At 50.9% G+C, this 26,349-nt stretch carries 43 protein-coding genes and 1 rRNA gene; 42 read left to right on the top strand and 2 right to left on the bottom strand.

Going from position 1 to position 26,349, the window contains the following annotated elements:
- The first annotated feature begins 31 nt into the window (after positions 1 to 31).
- From tuf to ETC05_RS14715, 40 genes are all read left to right on the top strand, one after another.
- Complete coding sequence (gene tuf / locus ETC05_RS14910) at positions 32 to 1,219, top strand: elongation factor Tu (RefSeq protein WP_011229619.1); 1,188 nt, start codon at positions 32 to 34, stop codon at positions 1,217 to 1,219.
- A gap of 351 nt (positions 1,220 to 1,570) precedes the next feature.
- Positions 1,571 to 1,879, top strand: coding sequence for a 30S ribosomal protein S10 (gene rpsJ, locus ETC05_RS14905; RefSeq protein ID WP_008881945.1), 309 nt, complete (start codon positions 1,571 to 1,573; stop codon positions 1,877 to 1,879).
- A 20-nt stretch (positions 1,880 to 1,899) separates the two neighbouring features.
- Positions 1,900 to 2,541 (top strand): 50S ribosomal protein L3, encoded by a 642-nt coding sequence (gene rplC / locus ETC05_RS14900; RefSeq protein WP_011229620.1) that lies wholly within the window; start codon positions 1,900 to 1,902, stop codon positions 2,539 to 2,541.
- Positions 2,542 to 2,570: 29 nt separating this feature from the next.
- Entirely contained in the window at positions 2,571 to 3,194 is a 624-nt protein-coding gene (gene rplD / locus ETC05_RS14895; RefSeq protein ID WP_011229621.1) for a 50S ribosomal protein L4, read from the top strand.
- Complete coding sequence (gene rplW, locus ETC05_RS14890; RefSeq protein ID WP_011229622.1) at positions 3,194 to 3,481, top strand: 50S ribosomal protein L23; 288 nt, start codon at positions 3,194 to 3,196, stop codon at positions 3,479 to 3,481. Before rplD ends, rplW begins: the two co-directional genes overlap by 1 nt.
- A gap of 27 nt (positions 3,482 to 3,508) precedes the next feature.
- Entirely contained in the window at positions 3,509 to 4,339 is an 831-nt protein-coding gene (gene rplB, locus ETC05_RS14885; RefSeq protein ID WP_011229623.1) for a 50S ribosomal protein L2, read from the top strand.
- Positions 4,340 to 4,372: 33 nt separating this feature from the next.
- On the top strand, positions 4,373 to 4,651 hold the full coding sequence (rpsS, locus tag ETC05_RS14880; RefSeq protein ID WP_011229624.1) for a 30S ribosomal protein S19: 279 nt from the start codon (positions 4,373 to 4,375) through the stop codon (positions 4,649 to 4,651).
- A gap of 18 nt (positions 4,652 to 4,669) precedes the next feature.
- Positions 4,670 to 5,011, top strand: a complete 342-nt coding sequence (rplV, locus tag ETC05_RS14875; RefSeq protein ID WP_011229625.1) for a 50S ribosomal protein L22 — start codon at positions 4,670 to 4,672, stop codon at positions 5,009 to 5,011.
- Positions 5,012 to 5,014: 3 nt separating this feature from the next.
- Positions 5,015 to 5,671, top strand: coding sequence for a 30S ribosomal protein S3 (gene rpsC / locus ETC05_RS14870; protein ID WP_011229626.1), 657 nt, complete (start codon positions 5,015 to 5,017; stop codon positions 5,669 to 5,671).
- A 2-nt stretch (positions 5,672 to 5,673) separates the two neighbouring features.
- The gene (gene rplP, locus ETC05_RS14865; protein WP_011229627.1) at positions 5,674 to 6,099 is read left to right on the top strand and encodes a 50S ribosomal protein L16; all 426 of its coding nucleotides are present in this window, start codon (positions 5,674 to 5,676) and stop codon (positions 6,097 to 6,099) included.
- Positions 6,099 to 6,299: a 50S ribosomal protein L29 gene (gene rpmC, locus ETC05_RS14860; protein ID WP_011229628.1), complete on the top strand. Its 201-nt coding sequence runs from the start codon at positions 6,099 to 6,101 to the stop codon at positions 6,297 to 6,299. The genes rplP and rpmC overlap by 1 nt, the downstream gene beginning before the upstream one ends.
- A 24-nt stretch (positions 6,300 to 6,323) precedes the next feature.
- The gene (gene rpsQ / locus ETC05_RS14855) at positions 6,324 to 6,587 is read left to right on the top strand and encodes a 30S ribosomal protein S17 (RefSeq protein WP_031406208.1); all 264 of its coding nucleotides are present in this window, start codon (positions 6,324 to 6,326) and stop codon (positions 6,585 to 6,587) included.
- Positions 6,588 to 6,636: 49 nt separating this feature from the next.
- Positions 6,637 to 7,005 (top strand): 50S ribosomal protein L14, encoded by a 369-nt coding sequence (gene rplN / locus ETC05_RS14850; protein WP_011229630.1) that lies wholly within the window; start codon positions 6,637 to 6,639, stop codon positions 7,003 to 7,005.
- A gap of 36 nt (positions 7,006 to 7,041) precedes the next feature.
- Positions 7,042 to 7,353, top strand: coding sequence for a 50S ribosomal protein L24 (gene rplX, locus ETC05_RS14845; protein WP_011229631.1), 312 nt, complete (start codon positions 7,042 to 7,044; stop codon positions 7,351 to 7,353).
- A gap of 27 nt (positions 7,354 to 7,380) precedes the next feature.
- A complete protein-coding gene (gene rplE, locus ETC05_RS14840; protein ID WP_011229632.1) occupies positions 7,381 to 7,920 on the top strand; it encodes a 50S ribosomal protein L5 in 540 nt (179 codons plus the stop codon).
- A gap of 29 nt (positions 7,921 to 7,949) precedes the next feature.
- Positions 7,950 to 8,135 (top strand): type Z 30S ribosomal protein S14, encoded by a 186-nt coding sequence (locus tag ETC05_RS14835; protein WP_003247599.1) that lies wholly within the window; start codon positions 7,950 to 7,952, stop codon positions 8,133 to 8,135.
- Positions 8,136 to 8,168: 33 nt separating this feature from the next.
- The gene (gene rpsH / locus ETC05_RS14830; protein WP_012820490.1) at positions 8,169 to 8,567 is read left to right on the top strand and encodes a 30S ribosomal protein S8; all 399 of its coding nucleotides are present in this window, start codon (positions 8,169 to 8,171) and stop codon (positions 8,565 to 8,567) included.
- A 32-nt stretch (positions 8,568 to 8,599) separates the two neighbouring features.
- A complete protein-coding gene (gene rplF / locus ETC05_RS14825) occupies positions 8,600 to 9,136 on the top strand; it encodes a 50S ribosomal protein L6 (protein ID WP_011229634.1) in 537 nt (178 codons plus the stop codon).
- A gap of 33 nt (positions 9,137 to 9,169) precedes the next feature.
- Positions 9,170 to 9,532 carry a 50S ribosomal protein L18 gene (rplR, locus tag ETC05_RS14820; RefSeq protein WP_011229635.1) on the top strand — a complete coding sequence of 121 codons (363 nt, stop codon included), beginning with the start codon at positions 9,170 to 9,172 and terminating at the stop codon, positions 9,530 to 9,532.
- Between the two features lie 19 nt (positions 9,533 to 9,551).
- Positions 9,552 to 10,052, top strand: coding sequence for a 30S ribosomal protein S5 (gene rpsE / locus ETC05_RS14815; protein ID WP_011229636.1), 501 nt, complete (start codon positions 9,552 to 9,554; stop codon positions 10,050 to 10,052).
- A 13-nt stretch (positions 10,053 to 10,065) separates the two neighbouring features.
- On the top strand, positions 10,066 to 10,254 hold the full coding sequence (rpmD, locus tag ETC05_RS14810; protein WP_031406201.1) for a 50S ribosomal protein L30: 189 nt from the start codon (positions 10,066 to 10,068) through the stop codon (positions 10,252 to 10,254).
- A 20-nt stretch (positions 10,255 to 10,274) separates the two neighbouring features.
- Positions 10,275 to 10,715 carry a 50S ribosomal protein L15 gene (gene rplO / locus ETC05_RS14805; RefSeq protein ID WP_031406199.1) on the top strand — a complete coding sequence of 147 codons (441 nt, stop codon included), beginning with the start codon at positions 10,275 to 10,277 and terminating at the stop codon, positions 10,713 to 10,715.
- Positions 10,715 to 12,007: a preprotein translocase subunit SecY gene (gene secY, locus ETC05_RS14800; protein WP_171661356.1), complete on the top strand. Its 1,293-nt coding sequence runs from the start codon at positions 10,715 to 10,717 to the stop codon at positions 12,005 to 12,007. Before rplO ends, secY begins: the two co-directional genes overlap by 1 nt.
- 45 nt (positions 12,008 to 12,052) lie before the next feature.
- Positions 12,053 to 12,706 carry an adenylate kinase gene (locus ETC05_RS14795; RefSeq protein ID WP_031406195.1) on the top strand — a complete coding sequence of 218 codons (654 nt, stop codon included), beginning with the start codon at positions 12,053 to 12,055 and terminating at the stop codon, positions 12,704 to 12,706.
- Entirely contained in the window at positions 12,703 to 13,470 is a 768-nt protein-coding gene (gene map / locus ETC05_RS14790) for a type I methionyl aminopeptidase (protein WP_171661355.1), read from the top strand. Before ETC05_RS14795 ends, map begins: the two co-directional genes overlap by 4 nt.
- A 96-nt stretch (positions 13,471 to 13,566) precedes the next feature.
- Positions 13,567 to 13,785 carry a translation initiation factor IF-1 gene (gene infA, locus ETC05_RS14785; RefSeq protein WP_031406191.1) on the top strand — a complete coding sequence of 73 codons (219 nt, stop codon included), beginning with the start codon at positions 13,567 to 13,569 and terminating at the stop codon, positions 13,783 to 13,785.
- 35 nt (positions 13,786 to 13,820) lie between these two features.
- A complete protein-coding gene (gene rpmJ, locus ETC05_RS14780; RefSeq protein WP_011229643.1) occupies positions 13,821 to 13,934 on the top strand; it encodes a 50S ribosomal protein L36 in 114 nt (37 codons plus the stop codon).
- Between the two features lie 20 nt (positions 13,935 to 13,954).
- Positions 13,955 to 14,320, top strand: a complete 366-nt coding sequence (rpsM, locus tag ETC05_RS14775) for a 30S ribosomal protein S13 (RefSeq protein WP_015373728.1) — start codon at positions 13,955 to 13,957, stop codon at positions 14,318 to 14,320.
- Positions 14,321 to 14,345: 25 nt separating this feature from the next.
- Positions 14,346 to 14,735 carry a 30S ribosomal protein S11 gene (rpsK, locus tag ETC05_RS14770; protein WP_011229644.1) on the top strand — a complete coding sequence of 130 codons (390 nt, stop codon included), beginning with the start codon at positions 14,346 to 14,348 and terminating at the stop codon, positions 14,733 to 14,735.
- 150 nt (positions 14,736 to 14,885) lie between these two features.
- A complete protein-coding gene (locus tag ETC05_RS14765) occupies positions 14,886 to 15,830 on the top strand; it encodes a DNA-directed RNA polymerase subunit alpha (protein ID WP_011229645.1) in 945 nt (314 codons plus the stop codon).
- 100 nt (positions 15,831 to 15,930) lie between these two features.
- Positions 15,931 to 16,293: a 50S ribosomal protein L17 gene (gene rplQ, locus ETC05_RS14760; RefSeq protein WP_031406187.1), complete on the top strand. Its 363-nt coding sequence runs from the start codon at positions 15,931 to 15,933 to the stop codon at positions 16,291 to 16,293.
- A gap of 117 nt (positions 16,294 to 16,410) precedes the next feature.
- Positions 16,411 to 17,250: an energy-coupling factor ABC transporter ATP-binding protein gene (locus ETC05_RS14755; protein WP_031406184.1), complete on the top strand. Its 840-nt coding sequence runs from the start codon at positions 16,411 to 16,413 to the stop codon at positions 17,248 to 17,250.
- On the top strand, positions 17,226 to 18,098 hold the full coding sequence (locus ETC05_RS14750; RefSeq protein WP_031406183.1) for an energy-coupling factor ABC transporter ATP-binding protein: 873 nt from the start codon (positions 17,226 to 17,228) through the stop codon (positions 18,096 to 18,098). The genes ETC05_RS14755 and ETC05_RS14750 overlap by 25 nt, the downstream gene beginning before the upstream one ends.
- Positions 18,091 to 18,888, top strand: coding sequence for an energy-coupling factor transporter transmembrane component T family protein (locus ETC05_RS14745; RefSeq protein ID WP_171661354.1), 798 nt, complete (start codon positions 18,091 to 18,093; stop codon positions 18,886 to 18,888). Before ETC05_RS14750 ends, ETC05_RS14745 begins: the two co-directional genes overlap by 8 nt.
- A 12-nt stretch (positions 18,889 to 18,900) precedes the next feature.
- A complete protein-coding gene (gene truA, locus ETC05_RS14740; protein WP_031406179.1) occupies positions 18,901 to 19,677 on the top strand; it encodes a tRNA pseudouridine(38-40) synthase TruA in 777 nt (258 codons plus the stop codon).
- A 176-nt stretch (positions 19,678 to 19,853) separates the two neighbouring features.
- Positions 19,854 to 20,291 carry a 50S ribosomal protein L13 gene (gene rplM, locus ETC05_RS14735; RefSeq protein ID WP_011229651.1) on the top strand — a complete coding sequence of 146 codons (438 nt, stop codon included), beginning with the start codon at positions 19,854 to 19,856 and terminating at the stop codon, positions 20,289 to 20,291.
- A gap of 20 nt (positions 20,292 to 20,311) precedes the next feature.
- Positions 20,312 to 20,704 (top strand): 30S ribosomal protein S9, encoded by a 393-nt coding sequence (gene rpsI / locus ETC05_RS14730; protein WP_025950570.1) that lies wholly within the window; start codon positions 20,312 to 20,314, stop codon positions 20,702 to 20,704.
- Between the two features lie 118 nt (positions 20,705 to 20,822).
- Positions 20,823 to 21,263, top strand: a complete 441-nt coding sequence (locus ETC05_RS14725; RefSeq protein ID WP_031406173.1) for a YbaK family protein — start codon at positions 20,823 to 20,825, stop codon at positions 21,261 to 21,263.
- 66 nt (positions 21,264 to 21,329) lie between these two features.
- A complete protein-coding gene (gene cwlD / locus ETC05_RS14720; protein WP_171661353.1) occupies positions 21,330 to 22,046 on the top strand; it encodes an N-acetylmuramoyl-L-alanine amidase CwlD in 717 nt (238 codons plus the stop codon).
- A 191-nt stretch (positions 22,047 to 22,237) separates the two neighbouring features.
- Positions 22,238 to 23,254 (top strand): Mrp/NBP35 family ATP-binding protein, encoded by a 1,017-nt coding sequence (locus tag ETC05_RS14715; protein WP_031406169.1) that lies wholly within the window; start codon positions 22,238 to 22,240, stop codon positions 23,252 to 23,254.
- 85 nt (positions 23,255 to 23,339) lie between these two features.
- Here the strand turns inward: ETC05_RS14715 and gerD are convergent, their stop codons facing one another.
- Positions 23,340 to 23,969, bottom strand: a complete 630-nt coding sequence (gerD, locus tag ETC05_RS14710) for a spore germination lipoprotein GerD (protein ID WP_031406167.1) — start codon at positions 23,967 to 23,969, stop codon at positions 23,340 to 23,342.
- 150 nt (positions 23,970 to 24,119) lie between these two features.
- Between gerD and ETC05_RS14705 the strand changes: the two genes are divergently transcribed.
- Positions 24,120 to 24,719: a KinB-signaling pathway activation protein gene (locus ETC05_RS14705; protein WP_031406165.1), complete on the top strand. Its 600-nt coding sequence runs from the start codon at positions 24,120 to 24,122 to the stop codon at positions 24,717 to 24,719.
- 135 nt (positions 24,720 to 24,854) lie between these two features.
- On the opposite strand, the gene pdaB is transcribed toward ETC05_RS14705, so the two are convergent.
- Complete coding sequence (pdaB, locus tag ETC05_RS14700) at positions 24,855 to 25,610, bottom strand: polysaccharide deacetylase family sporulation protein PdaB (protein WP_031406163.1); 756 nt, start codon at positions 25,608 to 25,610, stop codon at positions 24,855 to 24,857.
- Between the two features lie 538 nt (positions 25,611 to 26,148).
- Between pdaB and ETC05_RS14695 the strand changes: the two genes are divergently transcribed.
- Positions 26,149 to 26,349: ribosomal RNA gene (locus ETC05_RS14695) — 16S ribosomal RNA — on the top strand; the annotation flags it as partial.

Below are 26,349 nucleotides of genomic sequence, written 5' to 3'. Positions count from 1 at the left end.
TTATATCTTACTTTTAAGGAGGATATCTCTCATGGCTAAAGCGAAATTTGAGCGCACGAAACCGCACGTCAACATTGGCACGATCGGCCACGTTGACCACGGGAAAACGACGTTGACAGCTGCGATCACGACGGTTTTGGCGAAACAAGGCAAAGCCGAAGCAAAAGCGTACGACCAAATCGACGCTGCTCCGGAAGAGCGTGAACGCGGGATTACGATCTCGACGGCGCACGTCGAGTATGAAACAGATGCTCGCCACTATGCGCACGTTGATTGCCCGGGCCACGCGGACTACGTCAAAAACATGATCACAGGTGCAGCGCAAATGGACGGCGCGATCCTTGTTGTATCGGCTGCTGACGGTCCGATGCCGCAAACGCGCGAGCACATTCTTCTCTCCCGCCAAGTCGGTGTTCCGTACATCGTTGTATTCTTGAACAAATGCGACATGGTGGACGACGAAGAATTGCTTGAACTTGTTGAAATGGAAGTTCGCGATCTTCTCTCTGAATACGACTTCCCGGGCGATGAAGTGCCGGTCATCAAAGGTTCGGCATTAAAAGCGCTCGAAGGCGACCCGCAATGGGAAGAAAAAATCATTGAACTGATGAATGCCGTTGACGAATACATCCCGACGCCGCAGCGTGAAGTGGACAAACCGTTCATGATGCCAATCGAGGACGTCTTCTCGATCACGGGCCGCGGTACGGTTGCAACAGGCCGTGTTGAACGCGGTACGTTGAAAGTTGGCGACCCGGTTGAAATCATCGGTTTGTCGGATGAACCGAAAACGACGACAGTTACGGGTGTAGAAATGTTCCGCAAGCTTCTCGACCAAGCAGAAGCAGGCGACAACATCGGTGCGCTTCTCCGCGGCGTATCGCGCGATGAAGTCGAGCGCGGCCAAGTGTTGGCGAAACCTGGTTCGATCACACCGCATACGAAATTCAAAGCGCAAGTATACGTCCTGACGAAAGAAGAAGGCGGACGCCATACTCCGTTCTTCTCGAATTACCGTCCGCAATTCTACTTCCGTACGACGGACGTAACAGGCATCATCACGCTTCCGGAAGGCGTCGAAATGGTTATGCCTGGCGACAACGTTGAAATGACGGTGGAACTGATCGCTCCGATCGCGATCGAAGAAGGCACGAAATTCTCGATCCGCGAAGGCGGTCGTACGGTTGGCGCCGGCTCTGTATCGGAAATCATTGAATAATCGCGGCAAAAGCGAAGGCGTCCTGACTTGTTCAGGGCGCCTTCGTTTATTTTGGGCAGCTGATCACGCGAATGAAAGGGGAGAAGGATGGCGCTGAAGGGTCCATTCGTTTGACGTCTAGGAGCCCGTGTTGAAAACGAGGTGGCGGCTATGTATAATGAAGAAGTGTGGGAAAAACAGAGAAATGGCTTGCAATCTCGCTTACATACGAGTATAATATCAAATGTTGGTCTTTGACTGCGATGAAGCGGAAGGTTGCTGACACACCCGGCCGCTTTGCCACGGCGGTGTGCAGGAAATTTCCGTGGAGAAGTCTATTTTTCAAAATAGGCGAAGAAGGAGGGAAACCAAATGGCAAAAGAAAAAATTCGCATTCGTTTAAAAGCTTACGATCATCGGATTTTAGATCAATCGGCGGAGAAAATTGTGGAAACCGCAAAACGTTCCGGGGCAAAAGTGTCGGGTCCGATCCCGCTGCCGACGGAAAGAACGGTGTATACGATTTTGCGTGCCGTTCATAAGTACAAAGACTCCCGTGAACAATTCGAAATGCGGACGCATAAGCGTTTGATCGACATCATCAACCCGACTCCGCAAACGGTTGATTCGTTAATGCGTCTCGATTTGCCGTCGGGCGTTGACATTGAAATTAAACTTTAATCGATTAGGAGGTGTGACACATGACGAAAGGAATCTTAGGAAGAAAGATCGGTATGACGCAAATATTTGCGGAAAATGGCGATTTGATTCCGGTAACCGTCATTCATGCGACGCCAAACGTCGTCCTGCAAAAGAAAACGATCGAAAATGACGGTTACGAAGCGATCCAATTAGGTTTTGAAGATATTAGCGAAAAACGCGCCAATAAACCGCAAATTGGCCATGCTGCCAAAGCTAACACGGCACCTAAGCGCTTCATTCGCGAAATCCGCGGCGCCAACATTGATGAATATGAAGTTGGCCAAGAAGTGAAAGTGGATATTTTCAGTGAAGGCGAAATCGTTGATGTTACGGGCATCTCGAAAGGGAAAGGGTTCCAAGGGGCGATCAAACGCCACGGTCAATCGCGCGGGCCAATGGCTCACGGTTCCCGTTACCATCGCCGTCCGGGTTCGATGGGGTCCATCGCACCAAACCGTGTTTTCAAAACGAAAAACTTGCCGGGCCGCATGGGTGGCGAGCGTGTGACGATCCAAAACTTGAAAATCGTCAAAGTCGATCCGGAGCGCAACTTGTTGCTCATTAAAGGCAATGTGCCGGGTCCGAGAAAAGGTTTAGTCATCGTCAAAAGCGCCGTGAAAGCGGCCAAGAAGGCGAAATAACATCCGGCCAAGAAAGGAGGAACTACGTAATGCCAAAAGTAGCATTATACAACCAAAACGGTCAGACGGTCGGTGAAATCGAGTTGAACGACGCCGTTTTTGGGATTGAACCGAATAAGCATGTGTTGTTCGAAGCAGTGATTATGCAACGCGCCTCGATGCGTCAAGGAACGCATAAAACGAAAAACCGCGCTGAAGTGAGCGGCGGCGGCCGCAAACCATGGCGCCAAAAAGGGACGGGACGCGCCCGTCAAGGCTCGATTCGCGCTCCGCAATGGCGCGGCGGCGGTACGGTCTTTGGTCCAGTTCCGCGCAGCTACAGCTACAAACTTCCGAAAAAAGTTCGCCGTTTGGCGATCAAATCGGCATTGTCTTCGAAAGTGCTCGAAAACGACATCGTTGTATTGGATCAATTGTCGCTTGAAGCACCGAAAACGAAAGAAATGGTAAAAATTTTGAACAACCTCTCGGTGGACCGGAAGGCGCTCATCGTCACCGACGAGTTGAATGAGAACGTATATCTGTCCGCACGCAACATCCCGGGTGTGAAAGTCGTTGCTGCTAACGGCATCAATGTGCTCGATGTGCTCAACCATGACAAACTCGTCATTACGAAGGCGGCCGTGGAGAAAGTAGAGGAGGTGCTTGCATAATGAAAGACCCTCGCGACATTATTAAGCGCCCCATCATCACGGAAAATACAATGAACCTGATCGGGCAAAAAAAATACACGTTTGAGGTCGACGTCAAAGCAAACAAGACAGAAGTGAAAGACGCCGTTGAGAAAATTTTTGGCGTGAAAGTAGCCAAAGTGAACATCATGAACTATAAAGGGAAATTTAAGCGCGTCGGCCGCTACAGCGGCTATACGAACCGCCGCCGCAAAGCGATCGTCACGTTGACGCCGGACAGCAAAGAGATCGAACTGTTTGAAGTGTAACATAAACGATGAAGGAGGGACATTCCGATGGCGATCAAAAAGTATAAACCGACATCGAACGGCCGTCGCGGCATGACGGTGCTGGATTTCTCGGAAATTACGACGGATCAGCCGGAAAAATCGCTGCTTGCTCCGTTAAAGAAAAAGGCTGGCCGCAACAATCAAGGAAAAATTACGGTGCGCCATCAAGGCGGTGGCCATAAACGCCAATATCGGATTATCGACTTTAAGCGCGACAAAGACGGAATTCCAGGACGTGTTGCTACGATTGAATACGATCCGAACCGTTCGGCCAACATCGCACTCATCAACTATGCAGACGGTGAAAAACGCTACATTATCGCGCCGAAAAACTTGAAAGTCGGCATGGAGATCATGTCCGGTCCGGATGCAGACATTAAAATCGGCAATGCGCTTCCGCTTGAGAACATCCCGGTTGGTACGCTCGTCCACAACATCGAGCTGAAACCAGGTCGCGGCGGGCAATTGGTGCGCGCAGCCGGCACTTCAGCGCAAGTGCTTGGGAAAGAAGGCAAATATGTCATCGTTCGACTCGCTTCCGGTGAAGTGCGCATGATTTTAGGCAAATGCCGCGCTACGGTCGGCGAAGTGGGCAATGAGCAGCATGAACTTGTCAACATCGGGAAAGCCGGACGTGCTCGCTGGCTTGGCATTCGTCCGACTGTTCGCGGTTCGGTTATGAACCCGGTTGACCATCCGCACGGCGGTGGTGAAGGAAAAGCGCCAATTGGACGCAAGTCGCCGATGACGCCATGGGGCAAACCGACGCTTGGGTACAAAACACGCAAAAAGAAAAACAAATCGGATAAATTCATCATCCGTCGCCGCAAGAAATAATGAACGAGCGCAATTCAGAAGGGAGGTTCACTTATGGGTCGCAGCTTGAAAAAAGGTCCGTTTTGCGATGAGCATTTGATGAAAAAAATCGAAAAACTGAATGCAACTGGACAAAAACAAGTGATCAAAACGTGGTCTCGCCGTTCGACGATCTTCCCACAGTTTGTCGGGCATACGATCGCGGTGTACGATGGCCGCAAACACGTACCGGTCTACATCACGGAAGACATGGTCGGGCACAAACTCGGCGAATTTGCGCCGACGCGCACGTTCCGCGGCCATGCCGGCGATGACAAGAAAACAAAACGGTAATGAGAGGAGGTTCTAGATATGCAAGCTAAAGCAGTTGCGAGAACCGTTCGCATCGCTCCTCGCAAAGCGCGCTTAGTCATTGACTTGATTCGCGGCAAAGAAGTGGGCGAAGCGTTCGCCATTTTGCGCCATACGCCAAAAGCGGCTTCTCCGATCATCGAAAAAGTATTGAAATCGGCGGTGGCCAACGCTGAACACAACTATGACATGGACGTCAACAACTTGGTCATCACGCAAGCGTACGTCGACGAAGGCCCGACGTTGAAACGTTTCCGTCCGCGCGCCATGGGACGGGCAAGCGCCATTAACAAACGCACAAGCCATATTACGATCGTCGTTTCAGAAAAGAAGGAGGGATAATCCGTGGGTCAAAAGGTCAACCCGATCGGTCTGCGCATCGGCATCATTCGTGACTGGGAATCAAGATGGTATGCGGAAAAAGACTATGCAGATCTGTTGCACGAAGACTTGAAAATCCGTGAATACATTAGCAAACGCCTGCAAGACGCGGCCGTCTCCCGCGTGGAGATTGAACGGGCAGCCAACCGCGTCAACGTCACGATCCATACGGCCAAACCGGGCATGGTCATCGGGAAAGGCGGTTCGGAAGTGGAAGCGCTCCGTAAAGCGCTCGCGCAATTAACCGGTAAACGCGTCCATATCAACATTGTCGAAATCAAAAAACCGGACTTGGATGCACGTCTTGTTGCTGAAAATATCGCTCGTCAGCTGGAAAACCGCGTATCGTTCCGCCGAGCGCAAAAACAAGCGATTCAACGTGCAATGCGCGCTGGGGCGAAAGGGATCAAAACAATGGTATCCGGCCGTTTAGGCGGGGCTGACATCGCTCGTTCGGAGCATTACAGCGAAGGGACGGTTCCACTCCATACGTTGCGCGCTGACATCGACTATGGAACGGCAGAAGCCGATACGACGTACGGAAAAATTGGCGTGAAAGTATGGATTTATCGTGGAGAAGTCCTTCCGACCAAGAAAAAAGCTGAGGAAGGAGGAAAATAATCATGTTAATGCCAAAACGCGTCAAATATCGCCGTGAACATCGCGGACGGATGAAAGGCCGGGCGAAAGGCGGCACGGAAGTTCATTTCGGTGAATTTGGATTGCAAGCATTAGAATCAGCTTGGATTACGAACCGGCAAATCGAAGCAGCCCGTCGGGCGATGACCCGTTACATGAGACGGGGCGGGAAAGTATGGATCCGCATTTTCCCTTCCAAACCGTATACGGCAAAACCGCTTGAAGTGCGGATGGGTTCTGGTAAAGGGGCGCCGGAAGGCTGGGTCGCCGTTGTCAAACCGGGCAAAGTGATGTTTGAAGTGGGCGGTGTTTCTGAGGAAGTGGCACGTGAAGCATTGCGTCTCGCTTCTCACAAACTTCCGATCAAATGCAAATTTGTAAAACGTGAAGAAACTGGTGGTGAAGCGTAATGAAAGCGAAAGAAATCCGTGAGTTGACCACTGCCGAGATCGAACAAAAAATTAAAGCATTGAAGGAAGAGTTGTTCAATCTACGATTCCAACTGGCCACAGGCCAATTGGAAAACACGGCGCGCATCCGCCAGGTGCGCAAAGACATCGCCCGTATGAAAACGATCATTCGCGAACGTGAGCTCGCTGCCAATAAATAATGTGTTTGAGAGGAGGTTTGTGAAATGAGCCAACGCAATCAACGCAAAGTGTACGTTGGACGGGTTGTATCGGATAAAATGGACAAAACGATCACCGTGTTGGTCGAAACGTACAAAAAACATCCGCTGTACGGTAAACGCGTGAAATATTCGAAAAAATATAAAGCACATGATGAACATAACGAAGCGAAAGTCGGCGACATCGTGAAAATCATGGAGACTCGCCCGCTGTCGGCCACAAAACGCTTCCGTTTGGTGGAAATCGTTGAAAAGGCTGTTGTTCTCTAATGGTTCTTCGCTTAGTTCGGAGAGATAATTCCGAAAGGAGGTTTCGTCGATGATTCAACAAGAATCTCGCTTGAAAGTAGCTGATAACTCTGGTGCGCGCGAAGTGCTTGTCATTAAAGTGCTCGGAGGCTCGGGTCGCCGCTATGCGAACATCGGCGATGTCGTTGTGGCGACGGTCAAAGATGCGACACCAGGTGGCGTTGTTAAAAAAGGTCAAGTCGTGAAAGCCGTTGTTGTTCGTACGAAACGCGGGGTGCGCCGTCCGGACGGTTCATACATCCGTTTTGACGAAAACGCCTGCGTCATCATCCGCGATGACAAAAGCCCGCGCGGTACGCGGATTTTCGGACCGGTTGCCCGTGAACTGCGCGATAAAGACTTCATGAAAATCATTTCTTTAGCTCCGGAAGTTATTTAATGGAACGGAACAGCGTTTCAAGGAGGTGCGAATGCGATGCATGTAAAAAAAGGCGATAAAGTGCAAGTAATCTCCGGCAAAGACAAAGGCAAGCAAGGCGTCATTCTGGCGGCGTTTCCGAAGAAAAACCGCGTCATCGTCGAAGGCGTCAATATTGTGAAAAAGCATGCGAAACCGTCGCAAGCCAACCCGCAAGGCGGCATCATTGAGAAGGAAGCGCCGATTCACGTTTCGAAAGTCATGCCGCTCGACCCGAAAACGGGTGAGCCGACGCGCATCGGCTACAAAATTGTCGATGGCAAAAAAGTGCGCTATGCGAAAAAATCCGGTGAGATTCTGGATAAATAACCGTGACGCAGGAAGGGAGGTACTTTTATGAACCGCCTGAAAGAGAAGTATTTAAATGAAGTCGTACCTGCTCTCATGAGCAAGTTCAACTATAAATCGATCATGCAAGTGCCAAAAATCGAAAAAATCGTCATCAACATGGGTGTCGGCGATGCGGTGCAAAACCCGAAAGCATTAGACAGCGCCGTTGAAGAGCTGACGCTGATCGCCGGCCAGCGTCCGGTGGTAACGCGTGCGAAAAAATCGATCGCCGGCTTCCGTCTTCGCCAAGGGATGCCGATCGGTGCGAAAGTCACACTGCGCGGCGAACGGATGTATGAGTTTCTCGATAAGTTGATTTCGGTCTCGCTTCCGCGCGTGCGCGACTTCCGCGGCGTATCGAAAAAGTCGTTTGACGGCCGCGGCAACTATACGCTCGGCATTAAAGAACAGCTCATTTTCCCAGAGATCGATTACGATAAAGTGAACAAAGTGCGCGGCATGGACATCGTGATCGTCACAACGGCCAACACGGATGAAGAAGCTCGTGAACTGCTGGCGTTGCTCGGCATGCCATTCCAAAAATAATGATCCCATAACGCAAGGGAGGCGAAATCGTGGCTAAAAAATCGATGATCGCGAAACAAAAACGGACGCCGAAGTTTAAAGTGAGAGCGTACACCCGCTGCGAGCGCTGCGGCCGTCCGCACTCGGTCTATCGCAAATTCAAATTGTGCCGTATTTGTTTCCGTGAGCTCGCATACAAAGGCCAACTTCCAGGCATCAAAAAAGCCAGCTGGTAATCAACCCATTGATTGGGAAGGAGGTAAAACATAATGGTGATGACAGATCCAATTGCTGATATGCTGACTCGCATCCGCAATGCGAATATGGTGCGTCACGAAAAACTCGAGGTCCCGGCTTCGAAAATCAAACGGGAAATCGCGGAAATTTTAAAGCGCGAAGGGTTTATTCGTGATTATGAATATATCGAAGACAACAAACAAGGCATTCTCCGCATCTTCTTGAAATACGGTCCGAACAACGAACGTGTCATTACCGGGCTGAAACGCATCAGCAAACCGGGGCTGCGCGTTTACGTCAAAGCCCATGAAGTGCCGCGCGTTTTGAACGGCTTAGGAATCGCCATTCTTTCGACATCGCAAGGCATCTTAACAGACAAAGAAGCACGGCAAAAAGGCACGGGCGGCGAAGTAATCGCCTACGTTTGGTAATTTATCTGCTCAAGAATGGAGGTGTTTTTGACATGTCACGTGTCGGCAAAAAACCAATTGAAATTCCTGCCGGTGTCACCGTTACGGTCAACGGCAACACGGTTACGGTCAAAGGGCCGAAAGGAGAACTGACCCGCACGTTCCATCCAGATATGACGATCACCGTTGAGGGCAATGTGATCACTGTTACGCGTCCAAGCGATGAAAAACATCATCGTGCGCTCCATGGCACGACGCGCAGCTTACTCGCCAACATGGTCGAAGGCGTTTCGAAAGGTTATGAAAAAGCGCTCGAACTCGTTGGTGTCGGGTACCGGGCGTCGAAACAAGGGAAAAAGCTCGTATTGAGCGTCGGTTATTCTCATCCGGTCGAAATTGAGCCGGAAGAAGGACTTGAAATTGAAGTGCCGTCCCAAACGAAAATCATCGTCAAAGGGGCAGACAAACAGCGCGTCGGTGAATTGGCTGCCAACATTCGCGCGGTTCGTCCGCCAGAGCCGTATAAAGGCAAAGGCATTCGCTACGAAGGCGAACTGGTGCGCTTGAAAGAAGGCAAAACAGGTAAATAACGCGGCATAGCGAAGCGAAAGGAGTGACATTCGATGATCACGAAAGTGGACCGAAACGCGGTTCGGAAAAAAAGACACGCGCGCATCCGCAAAAAAATCTTCGGCACGGCTGAACGTCCGCGGTTGAGCGTGTTCCGTTCAAATAAACATATTTATGCACAAATTATTGATGATACAAAATCGTCGACGATCGTCAGCGCCTCGACGCTAGATAAAGAGTTTGGTTTAGATTCGACGAACAACATTGAGGCAGCGAAAAAGGTCGGCGAACTTGTCGCCAAACGGGCGTTGGAAAAAGGCATTAAAAAAGTTGTATTCGACCGTGGCGGGTATTTGTATCATGGACGGGTGAAAGCATTGGCAGACGCCGCCCGCGAAGCCGGCTTGGAATTCTAATTACAAAGGAGGGACAACGATGCGTCGTATCGATCCAAACAAACTTGAATTGGAAGAACGTGTAGTCGCGGTCAACCGTGTAGCAAAAGTCGTGAAAGGCGGACGCCGCCTGCGCTTTTCAGCTCTCGTCGTCGTCGGTGATAAAAACGGCCATGTCGGCTTTGGCACCGGAAAAGCGCAAGAGGTTCCGGAAGCGATCCGCAAAGCCATTGAAGATGCGAAGAAAAACTTGATTGAGGTGCCGATCGTCGGCACAACGATTCCACATGAAGTCATCGGCCATTTCGGTGCCGGGGAAATCATTTTGAAACCTGCTTCCGAAGGTACCGGGGTCATCGCTGGGGGGCCGGCGCGTGCTGTATTAGAGCTGGCGGGCATCAGCGACATTTTGTCGAAATCGATCGGATCAAACACGCCGATCAACATGGTGCGTGCAACGTTTGATGGGCTGAAACAATTAAAACGCGCCGAAGACGTTGCGAGATTGCGCGGTAAAACAGTCGAGGAACTGTTAGGATAAGGAGGGAACGATCATGGCAAAAAAACTGGCGATTACCCTCACGCGCAGCGTGATTGGCCGTCCGGAAGACCAACGCGTTACCGTCAGAACGCTCGGCTTGCGAAAAATGCATCAAACGGTCATCCATAACGACAATCCTGCCATCCGCGGGATGATCAACAAAGTGGCCCACCTTGTCAACGTGAAAGAAATCGAGGAATAATCATAAGGAGGTGCTTCGCCATGAAACTTCATGAACTGAAACCAGCACCGGGATCCCGGAAGAAAGCGGTCCGCGTCGGGCGCGGGATCGGATCGGGCAACGGCAAAACGTCCGGACGTGGTCAAAAAGGTCAAAATGCCCGCTCAGGTGGAGGAGTTCGTCTTGGGTTCGAAGGCGGTCAAACTCCGCTATTCCGCCGCTTGCCGAAACGCGGATTTACGAACATCAACCGCAAAGAGTATGCTGTTGTGAATTTGGAAAAACTGAATCGTTTTGAAGACGGAACGGAAGTGACACCGGAATTGCTTCTTGAGACGGGTGTCATCAGCAAACTGAAATCGGGTGTGAAAATTTTAGGCAAAGGCCAAATCGAGAGAAAACTCACGGTCAAAGCGCATAAGTTCTCGGCATCGGCAAAAGAGGCCATTGAGGCGGCTGGCGGTAAAACTGAGGTGATTTAATGTTTCGGACAATCTCCAACTTTATGCGCGTCAGCGATATTCGCAACAAAATCATTTTCACTCTTCTTATGCTCATCGTGTTCCGCATCGGGACGTTCATCCCTGTTCCGGGCGTGAACGCGGATGTATTAAAACTGCAAGATGAATTGAATGCATTCGGCGTCCTGAACATTTTCGGCGGCGGGGCGCTGCAAAACTTCTCGATTTTTGCCATGGGGGTTATGCCCTATATCACGGCATCGATTATCGTCCAGCTATTGCAAATGGACGTTGTTCCAAAATTTACGGAGTGGTCGAAACAAGGCGAGGTTGGCCGGCGTAAATTAGCTCAGTTTACCCGCTATTTCACAGTCGTGCTCGGGTTTATTCAGGCCATCGGCATGTCGTACGGCTTTAACAACTTGGCTGGCGGGATGCTCATTCGAAATCCGGGCATCGGCACGTATTTGCTGATCGCGGTTGTCTTGACCGCTGGCACAGCCTTTTTAATGTGGCTCGGCGAACAGATCACCGCGAAAGGCGTGGGCAATGGTATTTCGATCATTATTTTCGCCGGGATTGTCTCAGGCATTCCGACGGTTTTGAACCAAATTTACGCCCAACAGTTTGAAAATGTCGGGGAAGATGTGTTTTTGCGCATCGTCCGGCTTCTGCTTGTGGCGCTGGCGGTCGTTGCCGTCATTGTCGGCGTCATTTACATCCAGCAGGCGTTCCGGAAAATTCCGATTCAATACGCGAAGCGGTTGGAAGGCCGAAGCCCGGTCGGTGGCCACTCGACCCATTTGCCGCTCAAAGTGAATCCAGCGGGAGTCATTCCGGTCATTTTCGCTGTATCGTTTTTAATTGCACCACCGACAATTGCATCATTTTTTGGCACGAATGATGTAACATTGTGGATTCGCCGAACGTTTGATTATACGCACCCAGTTGGGATGATCATTTACGTTGTGCTCATTATCGCATTTACGTACTTTTATGCGTTTGTTCAAGTCAATCCGGAGCAGATGGCGGACAACTTGAAAAAACAAGGCGGCTATATCCCGGGGATTCGTCCAGGGAAAAACACACAAGAGTACGTAACGAGAATTTTATACCGGCTGACGTTGGTCGGAGCGATCTTTTTGGCAGTCATCGCCGTGTTGCCGGTGTTCTTTGTGAACTTTGCGAACTTGCCGCCTTCTGCACGAATCGGCGGAACGAGCTTGCTCATCGTCGTCGGCGTGGCGCTGGAGACGATGAAACAGCTTGAGAGCCAGCTGGTGAAACGCCATTACCGCGGATTCATCAAGTAAAGAAGGCAAGAGCGGGATCGTCCCTTGCCGATAGGGGGAGTTAGGATGAATTTAGTGCTGATGGGGCTGCCGGGCGCCGGCAAAGGCACGCAAGCCGAGAAAATTGTCGAGGCTTATGGAATTCCTCATATTTCAACGGGAGACATGTTCCGAGCGGCGATCAAAGAGGGGACGCCGTTAGGGTTGCAGGCAAAGCAGTATATGGACCGCGGCGATCTTGTGCCGGATGAGGTGACGATCGGCATCGTCCGCGAACGACTGAGCAAAGAGGATTGCCAAAATGGTTTTTTGCTCGATGGATTCCCGCGCACGGTCGCCCAAGCAGAAGCGCTTGAAACGATGCTGGCGGAAATCCAGCGCAAGCTTGACTATGTCATCCATATCGATGTCCGCCAAGAGGTCCTAATGGAGCGTCTGACCGGCAGACGCATTTGCCGCAACTGCGGAGCAACGTACCATCTGGTCTTTCATCCACCGGCAAAACCGGGCGTATGCGACAAATGTGGTGGCGATCTGTACCAGCGCCCTGATGATAATGAAGCAACGGTGGCCAATCGGCTTGAGGTGAATAAGAAACAAATGAAGCCGCTCCTCGACTTTTACGAGCAAAAAGGCTATTTGCGTCACATTAACGGCGAACAGGAAATGGAAAAGGTGTTTGCTGATATTCGTGAATTGCTCGGGGGACTTGCCCGATGATTCGTTGCAAAACCGCGCAGGAAATTGCTTTGATGCGCGAGGCGGGAAAAATCGTTTCCCTTACATTAAAAGAAGTGCAAAAGCACATTCGTCCCGGGATCACGACAAAGGAACTGGACGCCATCGCGGAGGAAGTGATTCGTTCCCATGGCGCCATTCCGTCGTTTAAAGGGTATCATGGGTTTCCCGGAAGCATTTGCGCTTCGGTGAATGAAGAGCTGGTGCACGGGATTCCCGGCGGCCGTGTATTGCAGGAAGGCGATATTATTACGATCGATGTTGGCGCGCAGTATGAAGGCTATCATGCCGACTCGGCTTGGACGTATCCAGTTGGGGACATCGACGCCGAGACGAAACGGTTGCTTGATGTGACAAAGCAATCGCTGTATGTCGGGCTTGCCGAGGCAAAGCCGGGTGCTCGTTTAACAAACATCTCCCATGCGATTCAAACGTATGTCGAAGCGCATCACTTTTCCGTTGTTCGCGAGTATGTCGGGCATGGAATTGGTCAACACTTACATGAAGACCCACAAATCCCACATTATGGACCACCGAACAAAGGTCCGATTTTGCGGCCAGGGATGGCGCTGTGCATCGAACCGATGGTCAATGCCGGCAGCCGTTACGTGAAAACGTTGGCCGATGATTGGACTGTCGTCACGGCTGATGGAAAACGGTGCGCCCATTTTGAACATACGATTGTCATTACAGAAGATGGCTATGAAATTTTGACGCCTTGTGGAAATGAGCCCCCTACTTTATAAGTAGGAAAGGGGCGAACGTCTTCTCGAGCATCATGGACATCACGTTCGGTTTTGCGTAACACAATGTTACTCATTCGAAGGAGGGAGAGCCGCTCGATGGCGAAAGATGATGTAATTGAAGTGGAAGGCACCGTCGTCGAAACATTGCCAAATGCGATGTTTCGTGTAGAATTAGAAAATGGGCACACGGTGTTGGCTCATGTATCGGGCAAAATCCGCATGCATTTTATTCGCATTTTGCCTGGCGATCGGGTGACGGTGGAGCTGTCGCCGTATGATTTGACGCGTGGGCGGATCACGTATCGATATAAATAAAGGAATGCACTCCGTTCAATAGGGAGGTAAACAATATGAAAGTAAGACCATCTGTCAAACCGATTTGCGAAAAATGCAAAGTTATTCGCAGACGCGGCAAAGTCATGATCATTTGCGAAAATCCGAAACATAAACAACGCCAAGGGTAATTTCCAAGGAGGTGTATCATATGGCACGCATTGCAGGTGTCGATATTCCGCGTGATAAACGGGTAGTCATTTCGTTAACATACATTTATGGGATCGGCAAACCGACAGCACAAAAAATCTTAAAAGAAGCTGGCGTATCGGAAGACACGCGCGTTCGCGACTTAACGGAAGAGGAGCTTAGCCGCATTCGTGAAATCGTCGGCCGCTTGAAAGTGGAAGGCGATTTGCGCCGTGAAGTATCGTTGAACATTAAACGCTTGATGGAGATCGGTTGCTATCGTGGTCTTCGCCATCGCCGTGGGTTGCCGGTTCGCGGCCAAAACACGAAAAACAATGCCCGCACGCGCAAAGGTCCGCGCCGTACGGTAGCAAACAAGAAAAAATAATCACGCAAGGGAGGTCATTTGACGAATGGCACGTAGAACAAACACTCGCAAACGCCGGGTAAGAAAAAATATTGATACAGGCATCGCCCATATTCGTTCCACGTTCAACAACACGATCGTGACAATTACGGACGTTCATGGCAACGCCATTGCTTGGGCGAGCGCTGGTTCGCTGGGGTTCAAAGGTTCGCGCAAATCAACGCCGTTTGCGGCGCAAATGGCGGCTGAAGCAGCAGCGAAAGCGTCGATGGAACATGGCATGAAAACGGTCGAAGTGAACGTCAAAGGTCCAGGGGCTGGCCGCGAGGCAGCGATCCGTGCCCTGCAAGCCGCTGGATTGGAAATTACAGCGATCAAAGACGTCACTCCAATCCCGCACAATGGATGCCGTCCGCCAAAACGTCGCCGCGTGTAACGCCCCTGTATAGAATTTGCGCCGTTGTCAATAATGGGATATGATAAAGACCATGGCAGGCAAGCGTAAAGAGAGATTCATGGGGGAATGTTGGTAGGCGTGTACTGTTTGATCGGGGTCTCGACGTTTTGAAGGAGGGTATAATAATCGATGATTGAAATTGAAAAGCCGAAAATTGAAACGGTCGAACTGAGCGAAGATGCCAAATACGGCAAATTCGTCGTCGAGCCGCTTGAGCGTGGATATGGTACAACTTTAGGGAACTCCTTGCGTCGTATCCTATTGTCTTCACTCCCTGGTGCAGCTGTAACATCGGTGCAAATCGACGGCGTCTTGCATGAGTTTTCAACGATTGACGGCGTTGTTGAAGATGTGACAGCTATCATTTTGAATATCAAAAAATTAGCGCTGAAGATTTATTCAGACGAAGAGAAAACGTTAGAGATTGATGTGCAGGGTGAAGGAGTTGTCACGGCTGCTGATATCACTCACGACAGTGATGTAGAAATTTTAAACCCGGACCTTCATATCGCGACGCTGGCGGAAGGCGGCCGCCTGCGTATGCGCATGACCGCCAAGCGGGGGCGCGGATATGTTCCTGCTGAGGCAAATAAGCGCGAAGACCAGCCCATCGGCGTCATTCCGATCGATTCCATTTATACGCCGGTTTCCCGAGTTTCTTATCAAGTCGAGAATACAAGGGTCGGCCAAGTGACGGACTATGACAAACTGACCATTGATGTGTGGACGGATGGAAGCATCGGGCCGAAAGAGGCCATTTCTCTTGGAGCAAAAATTTTAACGGAGCACCTGAACATTTTTGTCGGCTTGACGGATGAGGCGCAAAATGCGGAGATCATGGTCGAGAAAGAGGACGACCAAAAAGAAAAAGTGCTTGAAATGACGATTGAGGAACTCGATCTTTCGGTTCGTTCCTACAATTGCTTGAAGCGGGCCGGCATCAACACCGTTCAAGAGCTGACGCAAAAAACGGAAGAAGATATGATGAAGGTGCGCAACCTCGGCCGCAAGTCACTTGAGGAAGTGAAAGCGAAACTGGCCGAGCTCGGCCTCAGTCTGCGCAAAGATGACTAAGAGCCGGCCTCCGCCGGCAAGCCGGAAACGGGCTTTCACCATATCGCTTTGATGATGACCACCATGAGGAACACATCACTTTAAAAGGGAGGGACATTTGATGTCGTACAGAAAATTAGGACGCACGACTTCGCAACGAAAAGCACTGCTTCGTGACTTGGCAACAGACTTAATCATCAACGAACGCATTGAAACGACGGAAGCGCGGGCGAAAGAATTGCGCTCGATCATGGAAAAAATGATTACGCTCGGCAAACGCGGCGATCTGCATGCCCGCCGCCAAGCAGCGGCATTTATCCGCAAGGAGGTCGCCAACAGCGAAACCGGTCAAGATGCGTTGCAAAAGCTGTTCAGCGACATTGCGCCGCGCTACCAAGATCGCCAAGGCGGCTATACGCGCATTATGAAACTTGGTCCTCGCCGCGGCGACGGGGCGCCGATGGTCATTATTGAACTCGTGTAACGGTTTCATTTCAACAAGGGCGAGACAGTTTCGTTTGAACTGGGTCTATGCCCTTTTTTTGTTTACCATCATTTAGCAGGCTGCGTTTGCAACGCGGCGAAGCAAGGGGAAACGATCATGATCGAACCAATCTTGTCAATCGAGGGAGTGTCCTTTCGCTATCCAAATCAATTCGACTATGCGGTGCAAAATGTCAGCTTCAGGGCGGAGCGCGGGGAATGGTTAGCGATCGTCGGCCATAACGGATCTGGCAAGTCGACGATCGCGCGAATGCTCATTGGCTTGCTTTGGCCGGAGCGGGGCGTCATTCGTCTGTTTGGACGTCCGTTGGATGATTCGACCGTATGGGAGGTGCGGCGCCGCGTCGGGATGGTGTTTCAAAATCCGGACAACCAGTTTGTCGGCGCGACCGTTGAAGACGACATCGCTTTTGCCCTTGAAAACAACGGCATTCCGCGTGCAGAAATGATCGAGCGCATCCGCGACGCCGTCCGCGAAGTCCATATGGAATCGTTTCTCCGTCATGAGCCGCACCGGTTGTCCGGTGGACAAAAGCAGCGCGTCGCCATCGCTGGCATTTTGGCGCTCCGCCCTGATATCATCATTTTGGACGAGGCGACATCGATGCTTGACCCGCGGGGAAGGGAAGAAGTGCTAGAGACCGTGCGCCGGTTAAACCGCCGGCAGCGCATTACGGTGTTGTCGATCACCCATGATTTAGAGGAAGCAGCGAAGGCGGATCGCATCATCGTCATGAACAAAGGTCAGGTTATGGCAGAAGGGACGCCGGAGCAAATCTTTCAGCTCGGAGGCAAGCTTGAACGCATCGGTCTTGATTTGCCATTTGCCGTGAAAATGAGCAGCCGTCTGCGGGAACAAGGTATTCCGCTTCGAACGGGGTATTTCACGACAGAGGAGTTGGTCGAGGAGCTATGGACATTGTATTCGAAAAAGTAGAGCATGTGTACAATGCCCGTTCGCCGCTTGCCCGCCGAGCGCTTTATGATGTCAATGTCATGATCCGAAGCGGGGCGTACGTCGCTGTGGTTGGGCATACGGGCTCGGGAAAATCGACCCTCCTTCAGCATTTAAACGGGTTGTTGCAGCCGACAAGCGGCGCGGTGAAAATCGGCGAAGAGACGATCACGAGCAATAAGCGGCCAAAGCAGCTGAAACCGCTGCGCAAAAAGGTCGGGGTCGTCTTCCAGTTCCCGGAACATCAGTTGTTTGAGGAAACGGTGGAGAAAGATATTTGTTTTGGCCCACTCAATTTTGGCGTGCCAGAAGACGAGGCGAAACGGAAGGCGCGGGAGCTCATTCGGCTTGTTGGGTTGAGCGAGGACGTACTGGCGAAATCGCCGTTTGACTTGAGCGGGGGGCAAATGAGGCGGGTTGCCATCGCCGGTGTGCTGGCGCTTGAGCCGGAAGTGCTTGTGCTCGATGAGCCGACCGCTGGCCTTGATCCGCGTGGGCGCAAAGAGATGATGGAGATGTTTTATCGCCTTCATCGGGAAAAGCAGTTGACGACGGTCCTCGTCACCCACAGCATGGAGGACGCCGCCCGGTACGCCGATGAAATCATCGTCATGCATGAAGGAACGGTGTGGCGGCATGGAACGCCGGAAGAGATCTTTCACGATGCTGACAAACTGGCTGCCATCGGTTTGAGTGTGCCGGAAACGGTCAAATTGAAACAACAGCTCGAAAAGCGGTTCGGTGTTGTCATTCCATCGCCGTGCCTAACGTTGGAACAGACGGTGGAAGCCATTCAGCAATTGTTCGCTAAGGTGAGTGCCCATGAGTAGCCATTTGATTATCGGGCAATATGTACCCGGTCATTCCGTCATTCATCGCTTAGACCCGCGCGCCAAACTATTGGTCGTGTTTACCTACGTCCTGATCGTCTTTTTGGCAAACAATGCGGCAACGTATGCGCTGCTGTCGCTGTTTGCGTTTGCCTTTGCGGCGCTGTCTCGCATCCCATTTTCGTTCATTGTCCGCGGCTTGAAACCGATTTTATGGGTCGTTTTGTTTACATTGCTGTTGCATCTATTCATGACGAAGGAAGGAGACGTCATCTACCAAATCGGTTCGCTCTCTATATATGAAGGCGGCATCAAGCAAGGGATCTTTATTTCCCTAAGGTTTTTGCTCCTTGTATTGATGACGACGATGCTGACGTTGACGACGACGCCGATTGAAGTGACCGACGGCGTCGAGAGTTTGCTCGGGCCGCTCAAAAAGATGCGCGTCCCCGTCCATGAGCTCGCCTTGATGATGGCCATTTCGCTTCGATTCATTCCAACATTGATGGAAGAGACAGAAAAAATTATGAAAGCACAGGCGGCCCGTGGTGTTGATTTTTCTGGCGGCCGTTTTTCCGAACGGATGAAAGCCATCGTCTCACTGCTTGTGCCTCTGTTTATCAGCTCGTTCAAACGAGCCGATGAGCTGGCGACAGCCATGGAGGCGCGCGGCTACCGCGGCGGGGAAGGGCGGACCAAATTCCGCCAGCTCGCTTGGAAGCCAGTGGACACCGCGTTTTTAGCGGCCGTGGCGCTGCTAGCCGTATTGCTTTGTCTATTACGCTCATAGCGGAGGAAGGCCATGACACAACGGATCAAATGCATCATCGCCTATGACGGCACCCATTTTTTCGGCTACCAAATCCAGCCGGGAAAGCGGACGGTGCAAGGCGAGTTCGAGGAAGTGCTTCGGCGGATGCATAAAGGGACCGAAGTGCGTGTGACGGCTTCCGGAAGGACGGATGCCGGCGTTCATGCTTATGGGCAAGTGATCCACTTTGATACGCCGCTTTCCCTTTCCTCGGAGCAGTGGAAAAAGGCGTTGAATGCTCAGCTGCCGGATGATATCGTCGTTCGCTTTGTACAGGAGGCTGATGCAGACTTTCATGCTCGTTTTTCGGCGAAAGCGAAAGAATACCGCTATAAAGTATGGACGGCTGCCGAGCGCGACGTGTTTCGCCGCCATTATTGCGCATGGCATCCATATTCGCTTCATATCAGCGCGATGAACGAGGCGCTCCGTTTGCTTCATGGAACGCATGATTTTACAAGCTTTTGTTCCGCAAAAACGTCGATCGAAGACCGGGTGCGCACCATGTATCGGGCTGAATTGAAGGCCGACGGCCCGATGCTCGAGTTTCGGTTTGTCGGCAGCGGCTTCTTATACAACATGGTACGCATTATTGTGGGCACGGTGTTGGAGATCGGCCAAGGGAAGCGTTCTCCTGCCGACATTTCAACACTGCTTGCGGCGAGAGATCGGCGCCTCGCTGGTCCAACCGCGCCGCCCGAAGGACTGTATTTATGGCGCGTATACTATGAGGCTGAATGTTTGGACCACTCATTGGCAAATGGCTGATGGCTTCCCCGGCTTTTTAAGACAACGAGTCCTTGTGTAACATCTTCTTGACATTGGCGCGCCAGCAAGCTATTATATCATATGGCATGTATTTTCCACGATTAGCCCCGGACCATAATCGTGTTGAAATAAACGACCATTTGTTTGTTCATTTTTTATTTTAGGAGGGAATGACATTGCGTACGACTTATATGGCGAAACCGAATGAAGTAGAGCGTAAATGGTACGTTGTCGACGCAGCTGGCAAGACGTTAGGTCGCTTGGCCAGCGAAGTAGCGGCGCTGTTGCGCGGCAAACATAAACCGACGTTCACCCCGCACGTTGACTGCGGAGATCATGTCATTGTCATCAATGCGGACAAAGTCGAACTCACTGGGAAAAAGTTGACGAAAAAGCTATACTATCGCCACAGCTTATATCCGGGTGGATTAAAAGTAAGAACAGCGCTGGAAATGCGTACGAACTATCCGGAACAAATGATCGAACGTGCGGTGCGTGGCATGCTTCCAAAAGGCAGCCTTGGCCGGCAAATGTTCAAAAAGTTGCACGTTTACCGTGGAAGCGAACATCCGCATCAAGCACAAAAACCGGAAGTATATGAACTTCGCGGATAATCATAAGGGAGGGTATGATTTTGGCACAAGTACAATATTACGGCACAGGTCGTCGCAAAAGCTCGGTCGCCCGCGTCCGCCTTGTCCCGGGCGATGGTCGCATCATTGTGAATAAGCGTGACATTCGCGAGTACATTCCGTCGGAAGCGCTCATCGAAATGGTCAAACAGCCGCTCGTATTGACGGAAACGCTTGGCAGCTACGACGTTTTGGTGAACGTCCAAGGCGGCGGATTTGCCGGCCAAGCTGGTGCGATTCGCCATGGCATCGCTCGCGCGTTGCTTGAAGTGGATCCGGAATTCCGCACGGTGCTGAAACGGGCCGGTTTACTGACGCGCGATGCCCGCGTTAAAGAACGCAAAAAATACGGGCTCAAAGGCGCCCGCCGCGCTCCGCAGTTCTCGAAACGTTAATCGCATGATGTCCAACCCAGCCAATGTGGCTGGGTTTTTTGCTTATTTCTGCCTTTCGTCCGCACGTATGAATGCGCCTGATCGTTAAACACTACATCGTAAAGGAGCGTGAAAGACGATGGCAGTCATCACTTCATTGGCGGAAAAAAGGCAGGAAAAGCAGCTTCGCTATGAACGAACTATGTTGCGCGAACTGTCACTTGAGAAATTACGGACCAAAGCGCTTGAGCACTTTGTTCCGTTTTATACGGCGTATCGAATGTTCCCATCCGTTGTTGAGGAAGGCTGCATTGATCTGGCCATTGAAGCGTATTTGCTCGGTGCTCGCTACAGCCGATTCGGCTATTATGGAGAGACAGCGGACAGCGTACGCTGCCGATGTGCTCAAGAAGAAAAATATTTAATCGATACGCTGTTTGATTTTCTTTGCTTTTGGGGCAATATCGACGACGATTTCCTTAGCCAATCGCTATATGATGTGTGTGAACAATATATCGGCAACTGGTGGATGGAAGGATTTGAGCGGGGCAAAAAACGGCGTCGTCTAAAACTTCGCTAAATGAGTTCTATTCCCGCGCCTTGTCCCATATAAGATAGAGAAGGGAAACGTGCGGGAGGAGAAACAATGAGGGAAAAATGGAAGTGGCTGGTCGCTTTTGCTGGCGTCGCCCTTATGATCACTTTGCTATTTCCGTTTTTATTTTCCAATATGACATCAACAAAATCATGGAATCTCCCGTTATCGGGGAGGATCATCGTATTGGATCCTGGTCATGGTGGGCCGGACGGCGGCGCCGTCGGGGGTAAGGCGTTGGAAAAGGACATCGCACTCAACGTGGCGAAAAAGCTGCGCGATTATCTGCAACAGCAAGGGGCGCTCGTCCTGATGACGCGCGAGACGGATCGGGATTTGGCCAGCCCGTCAACACGCGGCTACAGCCGACGGAAAACGGAGGATTTGCTCGAACGAACGGCTTTCGTCAATCGATCGAATGCTGATCTTTTCATCAGCATCCATCTCAACGCCATCCCGTCGCCGCGTTGGCGAGGGGCGCAGACGTTTTATTACGGGTCTTTCATCGAAAACGAGCGGCTGGCAAGATTGATTCAAGCGGAATTGCGGCGCAATTTGGAGAATACGCATCGGCTGGCAAAAATGATTGATACGGTCTATTTGCTCAAGCATGCAAAAATCCCCGGCGCGCTTGTCGAGGTTGGGTTTTTGTCGAATCCCGATGAGCGAGAACTGCTTGTGTCTGATGGCTACCAAACGAAGCTGGCCGCCTCGATTTATAAAGGAGTGCTTCGCTACTTTTCCAACGAACATACGCCTCGCGAGTAGCGGGGATTTTTTTATGATTTGGAATAGAGGAGACAATCGACCGGTCTCGTTTCGCCAAAAGAAACGGAAAATTATCCCTTTTCAACCACGGGGGCGTGTGGGAGCAAGTCCAACATGGCGGCTGTTTGCCGATTTATGGTATGATAACATGTAGAAACGACCATTGATTTGCAAAAGGGTTGGTGAATACGATGTTGACAGAAACCGAAGTGCGCGCCATTCTTGAAAAGATGAAAGATCCCTTTCTAAACAAAACGTTTAAAGAGACGAATGCCATCCAAGAAATCAAAATTAAGGAAGAGAAAAACCATGTCAGCGTGAAAATCGCGCTTGCCAAAACCGGAACGCCCGAGCAGCTTCGCGTGCAAACGGCGATCGTCCAGCAGCTGAAAGATGCGGGCTTTGCGACGGTCGGTCTGCGGTTCGCCGAACTGCCGCGCGATGTGGTCGAGAAATATAGCGAAAACAAGCAAAAAACGACGTATATCGCCATCGCCAGCGGCAAAGGTGGAGTCGGCAAGTCAACCGTTTCCGTCAATTTGGCGGTCGCGCTCGCCCGGCTCGGCAAAAAAGTCGGGCTCATTGACGCGGACATTTACGGGTTCAGCGTTCCAGACATGATGGGCATTACGGAGCGTCCGACCGTGAGGGGCGACAAAATCATCCCGGTCGAACGGTTTGGCGTCAAAGTCATTTCGATGGCCTTTTTCGTCGAGGACAACGCCCCGGTCATTTGGCGCGGCCCGATGCTTGGGAAAATGTTGAACAACTTTTTCAAAGAGGTCGAATGGGGAGACTTGGATTACTTGCTGCTTGACTTGCCCCCTGGCACGGGCGATGTCGCCTTGGACGTCCATACGCTCTTGCCGTCGTGCAAAGAAATTATCGTCACGACTCCGCATCCGACCGCTGCGTTTGTCGCTGCCCGCGCTGGAGCCATGGCGTTGCGCACCGAACACGAAATTATCGGCGTGATCGAAAATATGTCGTACTACGAAAGCCGGAAAACAGGAGAGCGGGAGTATGTCTTCGGCAAGGGTGGGGGAGAAAAGTTGGCCAAAGAACTGCAAACCGAGCTGTTAGGGCAGTTGCCGCTTCAGCAGCCGGATTGGAACGACGACGACTTCGCTCCGTCCGTTTACGCAGAAGATCATCCTATCGGTAAAATTTATATGGATATCGCCCGCAAAATCGTTGCGAAATATTAATCAGTTTCGCAAAAAGCGTCCGATGGCGAGAAACCGCCGATTAGAGCGGTGGCGGTTTTCAGCGCACGGACGCTTTTTCGTTTGATTAACCTCCTCCGCCTTGCTGATTGCCGGTGCTTTCTTCTCCCTCTCCCCCTTCCCCTCCGCCTTCTTCACCTTGTTTTTCTCCACCTTGCTGAACCGTTTCAGCTGCTTTCATCAACATATCTTGAATTTTCGCCTGATACAGCGGGCTGTTCAACGTGTCGGTGATCACCTTTTGCAAATGTTGGCGGAACTCTTTGCTTTTTAAGACATCGACCATGGCTTTTTCCATTTCTGGATCTTTTAAAATATCGATCATCAGCGCCTGGTAATCGGGATCTTTCATGAGCGCCTTCATCATTTTTTCATGTTCTGCCTGCAGCCCTTTGGCAAAACTTTCAGCGAATTTCGGGTCTTTTAGCGCGTTTTCCCAAAATTTTTTTCCTTGATCAGATGTCAGCATTTGCTGCAATGTTTCTTTTACAGCTTTTTGATCTATGACCAGCTGTTGCTTCATCTGGTCTTCCGACATAATATCTTGAATCGCCTTTTTTCCCTCGTCGGTTTTTAAAATGTCAACAACCATCTTTTTTGTTTCGTCATAATCCGGGGGAGGAGGGCTGATTTCTTGAGGGGCACAGGAACCAAGAACGAGAAAACTGAGCAAGAGGAGCGGTAAATATTTGTTCATGAAAGTGAGCTCCTTTCTGCAAAAATCCCTCACCCTTAATATGAATGTTGGTGAAAAAAATATGCATGGAGGGAGATCGGAGCTAGCTTTTTCACAAGAGCGTTGGTAAAATGGTAAGCGGGTTATGCTGAAATGATGGAGGATGAAGCAGTGAACAGCCGCAAATGGGTGCGTTTATTTTTGTCGACGCTGCTGATCGGCGGTATCGCCACGGCGGCTGTCGGCATTGTTTTCAACTGGGAGGAGTTCGGGCGCTTGTTGCTGCGCCTGGAAATGGTGGAGTTTATGGCTGTTTTTTTATGGCATATCGGCGTTGGCTTTATTTTCAGCGTGATCAGTCAGGCGGGTTTTTTTGCTTATTTAACCGTCCATCGGTTCGGGCTTGGCATCTTCCGTTCGCTATGGAACGCCGTGCAGGTTGTTTTGATTATGTTTGTGCTGTTCGATTTAGTGTATTTCCGCTACATGGCTTTTGCGGACAGGGGGGATTCAATCATTCCGTATCTATTGACCGCATTGTTTATTTTGGCGGTTGGCCTCGTTGTTGCCTACGTCAAGAGCGCACAGACGAACAAGGGGGCGTTCGTTCCAGCTTTGTTCTTTATGGTCGTCGTTACGGTTATTGAATGGTTTCCCGTATTGCGCATCAACGACCGCGATTGGCTGTATTTGATGTTGATTCCTTTATTAGTATGTAATGCATATCAGCTTCTTATACTGCATAAATTGACGGGCGGCGCGAAACAATAAAGAAAGCAAGGCGCCGCCTGTTTTCTTATGGCAGCCGCGAAACAAGACGGCGTGTCGCCGAAGGCCATTGTTTCGATTGGCGGCTGTCTGCCGCCGCAATTCAACCGCATCAGCTCAGGTCACCGTCAGAACGTGTCACTCGATCCCACGGCTTTCGGCTTCGCCATTCGCCAACAACTCGGAGAGGTTGACGTTTTTGTAGCCGTTTTCTTTCATGGAAGCGATAATTTTCGGCAGCGCTTTGACCGTCTGTTTTGCCGAATCGGATGCGTGAAGGAGCACGATATCGCCTGGTTCCAGGCTCCTCGTAACGTTCTCAACAATTTGGTCGGTCCCAGGGTTGAGCCAGTCTTTCGAGTCAATGCTCCAATGGACGACGGTGTAGCCGAGGGACTGAGCAACCTTCAGCACATTTTTGTTGAAGTTCCCCCCAGGGGGACGCAACAGCTCGACCTGTTTAATTCCCAACATGTCAAACACTTTTTTCGCCATCATTAAATCTTGGCGGATTTTGGCGTTCTCAAGTTCCGTATAGTTGACAAAGTTATATCCCATACTGCCAATTTCATGCCCCTCCTCTTTGATCCGCTTCACCACGGCTGGATGGCGTTCGGCCCATGAGGCGGATAAAAAAAACGTTGCGTTTCGAATCCCGTGTTGCTTCAAGACATCTAAAATTTTGTCTGCATTTTCATCTCCCCAGCTGATATCGAACGTCAACGCCACCTCGTCGCGGGCGTTGTCCACTTTATATACCGCCTTCGGCCCAGAAGGAAGAGAAAAAACTGGACGGTTCGTTTCATAAGCGTATAAGACGACAGCAGTGAAAAAGGCGGAGCAGATAATAATGAAAGCTTTTTTCAACGTTCGTCCATTCAGGGCGTAAAACATGACATCGATCCCCCTTTTTTGACATGATAAAATCGTTGTCCCCATACATTCTTATGCGGACCACTGCGGCGGTTATGAACCATGTTGGTAAAAAAGGATGAAAGGGCAATTGGGGTTCATTGAATCAATAACCTGTAAATACCATTAAAAAAGATATTGCATTTTTCGATTAAAGGTGCTATATTAATGAACGTCGCTGATCGAGCGCAATGTTCGATAGCGATAAACAATAAACAACATCTTGACAAGAAAAAGTGGATGTGTTAGCATAAAAGAGCTGTTTGTAGATCAACAATAGCAGAAGAGCCGACGTTAAGTCATCATAGCGTGCTTCTTCAGCGTGAATAGCGAGGAAGCGAACTTTATTGCAGTTGCATGCGTTCCTTGAAAACTGAACGAAACGAAGCGCAACGAAAAGCGGAGGTCCGCGGGTCGCCGCGACGGGCAAATGTTCTTCACCCACAGGGGTACTTGCACCCCGAGGGGGGTATTTGACCCCGAGCGGCGGCGGACCGAAGCGGAATTAGCCAATCAACTTTCTTTGGAGAGTTTGATCCTGGCTCAGGACGAACGCTGGCGGCGTGCCTAATACATGCAAGTCGAGCGGACCGGATCGGAGCTTGCTCTGGTTTGGTCAGCGGCGGACGGGTGAGTAACACGTGGGCAACCTGCCCGCAAGACCGGGATAACTCCGGGAAACCGGGGCTAATACCGGATAACACCGAAGACCGCATGGTCT

The sequence above is a fragment of the Geobacillus sp. BMUD genome, from assembly GCF_013096845.1.
Lineage (GTDB): Bacteria > Bacillota > Bacilli > Bacillales > Anoxybacillaceae > Geobacillus > Geobacillus vulcani.
This window is presented reverse-complemented; position numbering and strand designations above follow the sequence as displayed.